We start from the raw sequence: 4,789 nt of genomic DNA on the forward strand, positions 1-4,789 counted from the left end.
CCGGGGGGACGGGACCGCCCGCCGAGCCCCGGCACGTTTCGGGCCCACCCGTCGGCGCGGCAGTGCGCCATCCCGGGGGCATCCCGGCAATCGTGCACCGCGCCGGGGCCGTCCCGGCACCCGTGTGCCACGCCGCGGGAGTGTGCCGCGCGGCGCGGGTCCTCCGCCGTCCCTGCAATTGCCGAATGGCTGTTTCTCCGCCTTGCTTTCGGCTCCGTGCGCCGACCGGTCCCCGATGGCCCCGCGCCGCTACCCGACGGTAGGCGCAGCCCCCCTCGCGCGTCGCCGCCGGATGCGGCGAGTTCACCGTGGTCCCGGGCGGTGCCGCGCCGCCGCCGTCGACCGCGCCGGCCCCCGCGCCGAGGGGGCGCGTGAACGCGCCATTGCGCTCAGGTTTCGCCTGGCCCCTTCACAGCGCTGTTTCGAGTTGTTACTTTCCTCACTTGCTGGGAGCGCTCCCACGCTCAACGCCCTGGAATCAACCTGGAGTTGGTGATGGCCCGGGCGGCGGCGCTCCCCGGCACGGCACCACCGCGTACGCACCGCATACGAACCGCATGTGAACCGCGTTCGAACCGCACCGCCGCCCGTCAGGGGCCACGGTGCGGCAGCGATGTCAGTCAGCACGGGGGCACGCCATACAAGAGGAGTTGGCTGCTATGAGACCTGCGGACTTGGGGCCGCCTCGGCGGTGGACGGCCATGGGCGTCGTGGCCGCGATCCTGCTCGCCCTGCTGGTCGCCGTGACCGGTACGGCGCCCGCGCGGGCGGCGGGTACGGCGGGAGCGGGCTACTGGCACACCAGCGGCCGACAGATCCTGGACGCGAACGGCAACTCGGTGCGCGTCGCCGGGATCAACTGGTTCGGGTTCGAGACCGACAACCACGTGGTCCACGGTCTGTGGTCCCGGGATTACAAGAACATGCTCGACCAGATCGCCGCGACCGGATACAACACGCTGCGCATTCCGTATTCCGACGACATCTTCAAGTCCGGCACGATGCCGTCCAGCATCGACTTCTCCAGCGGCAAGAACGCCGACCTCCAGGGGCTCAACTCCCTTCAGGTACTGGACAAGATCGTGGACTACTCGGGGCAGATCGGCCTGAAGGTCATCCTCGACCGGCACCGGCCGGACTCCAGCGGCCAGAGCGCCCTGTGGTACACGAGCAGCGTCCCGGAGTCGACCTGGCTCGCCAACCTCAAGTCGATGGCGAGCCGTTACGCGAACAACCCCACGGTCGTCGGTATCGACCTGCACAACGAGCCGCACGATCCAGCCTGTTGGGGCTGCGGTGACACGACCGTCGACTGGCGGCTCGCGGCCCAGCGCGGCGGCAACGCGGTGCTGTCGGTCAACCCCGACATGCTGATCTTCGTGGAGGGCGTCCAGACCTACAACGGCGACTCCACCTGGTGGGGCGGCAACCTGGAGGGCGCCGGCACCTACCCGGTCCAGCTCGACGTCGCGGGCCGCGTGGTCTACTCGGCCCACGACTACGCCACCAGTGTCTCCAACCAGCCCTGGTTCAGCGACCCGTCCTTCCCGAGCAACATGCCCGGCATCTGGGACAAGTACTGGGGCTACCTCTTCAAGAACAACATCGCCCCCGTCTGGGTCGGCGAGTTCGGTACGACGCTCCAGTCCACCACCGACCAGACCTGGCTGAAGGCCCTGGTCGACTACCTCCGCCCGACCTCGCAGTACGGCGGCGACAGCTTCCAGTGGACCTTCTGGTGCTGGAACCCCGACTCCGGTGACACCGGCGGCATCCTCAAGGACGACTGGCAGACCGTCGACACCGCCAAGGACGGCTACCTGGCATCCGTCAAGGCCCCCGGATTCGGCTCCGGCGGTGGTGGCGGTGGCGGTACGACGGACACGACCGCGCCCACCGCGCCGACGGGTCTCGCGGTGTCGGGGACGACGGCTTCGAGTGTGTCGCTGAAGTGGTCGGCGTCGACGGACAACGTGGGGGTGACCGGGTACGACGTGTACCGGGGGTCCACGAAGGTCGGCAGCAGTACGTCCACGTCGTACACGGACAGTGGCCTGTCCGCGTCCACGGCGTACTCGTACACGGTGAAGGCGAAGGATGCGGCGGGCAATGTGTCGGCGGCGTCCGGTGCGGTGACGGCGACCACGGCCGCGAGTGGCGGTGGTGGCGGTACGCCGGGTACGGGTGCGGTGAAGGTGCAGTACAAGAACAACGACTCGGCGCCGACGGACAACCAGATCAAGCCCGGTCTGCGTGTCGTCAACACTGGTAGCTCCGCAATGGATCTGTCGAAGGTGACGATCCGCTACTACTTCACCGGTGACGGCGGTTCCTCTACGTTCACGGCGTCGTGCGACTACGCGGCCGTCGGGTGTTCGAACCTTACGCAGAAGGTCGTTGCCTTGTCGTCGCCGAAGTCCGGCGCGGACCACTACGTGGAGATCGGGTTCACCTCCGGTGCCGGCACTCTCGCGGCGGGTGCGAACACCGGGGACATCCAGAGCCGGATCAACAAGGGCGACTGGTCCAACTTCAGCGAGAGCGACGACTACAGCTACGCGACCAACACCGCCTATGCGGATGCCTCGAAGGTGACCGTCTATGTCGACGGCACCCTCGCGAACGGCATCGAACCCTGAGTTCTCCCTACCCCCGAGCGGCGCGTGGTGTGCCGTACGGCCGCACCGCGTGCCACAACACCCCACGGAAGGAACCCTTGGTGAAGAAGTCTCTCCCTCCCCCGAGATCAAGGCTCACCCGCGGTTTCGCGGTGCTGTCGGCGCTCGCGCTCGGCTCCGCGCTGGCCATGATGCTCAACGCGCCGACCGCCTCGGCCGCCACCGCCCGGGTCGACAACCCCTATGTGGGCGCGACGGGTTATGTGAACCCGGAGTGGTCCGCGAACGCCGCCGCCGAGCCCGGCGGCAGCGCGGTCGCCAACACGCCGACCGCGGTATGGCTGGACAGCATCTCGACCATCCAGGGCGCCAGCGGCCGGATGGGCCTGCGCGCCCACCTCGACAAGGCCGTGTCCCAGGGCGCCAACCTGATCACCCTGGTCATCTACGACCTGCCGGGCCGTGACTGCGCCGCGCTCGCCTCCAACGGCGAGCTGGGCCCGACCGACATCGGCCGGTACGAGACCGACTACATCGACCCGATCGCCAAGATCCTCGCCGATCCGGCCTACGCCAATCTGCGGATCGTCAACATCGTCGAGCCCGACTCGCTGCCGAACCTGGTGACCAACGCGGGCGGCACCGACGGCTCGACGTCGCAGTGCGAGACGATGAAGTCGAACGGCAACTACGAGACCGGCGTCGGGTACGCGCTGAACCACCTGGGCGCGATACCCAACGTGTACAACTACATCGACGCCGGCCACCACGGCTGGCTGGGCTGGGACACCAACCTCGGCCCGTCCGCCGACGAGTTCCACAAGGCCGCCACCACCGCCGGTGCCACGGTCGACGACGTGCAGGGCTTCATCGTCAACACGGCCAACTACTCGGCGACCGTGGAGCCCAACTTCAAGGTGACCGACTCCGTCAACGGTACGACGGTGCGCCAGTCGAAGTGGGTGGACTGGAACCAGTACGTCGACGAGCAGTCCTACGCCCAGGCGCTGCGCACCACGCTGGTGTCGAAGGGCTTCAACTCCGGCATCGGCATGCTGATCGACACCTCCCGCAACGGCTGGGGCGGCTCCGCCCGGCCCACCGGCCCCGGCCCGACGACCTCCGTGGACGACTACGTCAACGGCGCCCGTATCGACCGCCGGATCCACGCGGGCAACTGGTGCAACCAGAGCGGTGCCGGCCTCGGCGAGCGGCCGACCGCGGCCCCGGCCTCCGGGATCGACGCCTATGTGTGGGTCAAGCCCCCGGGTGAGTCGGACGGTGCCAGCCAGCCCATCGACAACAGCGAGGGCAAGGGCTTCGACCAGATGTGCGACCCGACCTACACGGGCAACGCGCGCAACGGCAACAACCCGACCGGCGCCCTGCCGAACGCCCCGCTGGCCGGCCACTGGTTCTCCGCCCAGTTCCAGCAGCTGCTCCAGAACGCCTACCCGCCCATCTCCGGCGGTGGTGGCGGTGGCGGTACGACGGACACGACGGCGCCCACCGCGCCGACGGGTCTCGCGGTGTCGGGGACGACGGCTTCGAGTGTGTCGCTGAAGTGGAGCGCCTCGACGGACAACGTGGGGGTGACCGGGTACGACGTGTACCGGGGGTCCACGAAGGTCGGCAGCACCACGTCGACGTCGTACACGGACAGTGGTCTGACCGCCTCGACGGCGTACTCGTACACGGTGAAGGCGAAGGATGCGGCGGGCAATGTGTCGGCGGCGTCCGGTGCGGTGACGGCGACCACGGCCGCGAGTGGCGGTGGTGGCGGTACGCCGGGTACGGGTGCGGTGAAGGTGCAGTACAAGAACAACGACTCGGCGCCGACCGACAACCAGATCAAGCCGGGTCTGCGTGTCGTCAACACCGGTAGCTCCGCGGTGGATCTGTCGAAGGTGACGATCCGCTACTACTTCACCGGTGACGGCGGTTCCTCCACCTTCACCACGTCGTGCGACTACGCGGCCGTCGGCTGCTCGAACGTCACGCAGAAGGTCGTGGCGCTCTCCTCGCCGAAGTCCGGCGCGGACCACTACGTGGAGATCAGCTTCGCCTCCGGCGCGGGCTCCCTCGCGGCAGGTGCGAACACCGGGGACATCCAGAGCCGGATCAACAAGGGCGACTGGTCCAACTTCAGCGAGAGCGACGACTACAGCTAC

General features: G+C 68.5%; 2 protein-coding genes. Both read left to right on the plus strand.

The window, feature by feature from the left end; genetic code table 11:
- Positions 1–659: 659 nt before the first annotated feature.
- Positions 660–2,639, plus strand: a complete 1,980-nt coding sequence (locus CCN72_RS02305) for a cellulase family glycosylhydrolase (protein WP_158101313.1) — start codon at positions 660–662, stop codon at positions 2,637–2,639.
- Between the two features lie 167 nt (positions 2,640–2,806).
- Positions 2,807–4,789 (plus strand): glycoside hydrolase family 6 protein (locus CCN72_RS02310; RefSeq protein WP_086806106.1); only part of this gene is annotated, 1,983 nt, incomplete at its 3' end.

It is taken from the genome of Streptomyces murinus, assembly GCF_002154555.1.
GTDB lineage: Bacteria > Actinomycetota > Actinomycetes > Streptomycetales > Streptomycetaceae > Streptomyces > Streptomyces murinus.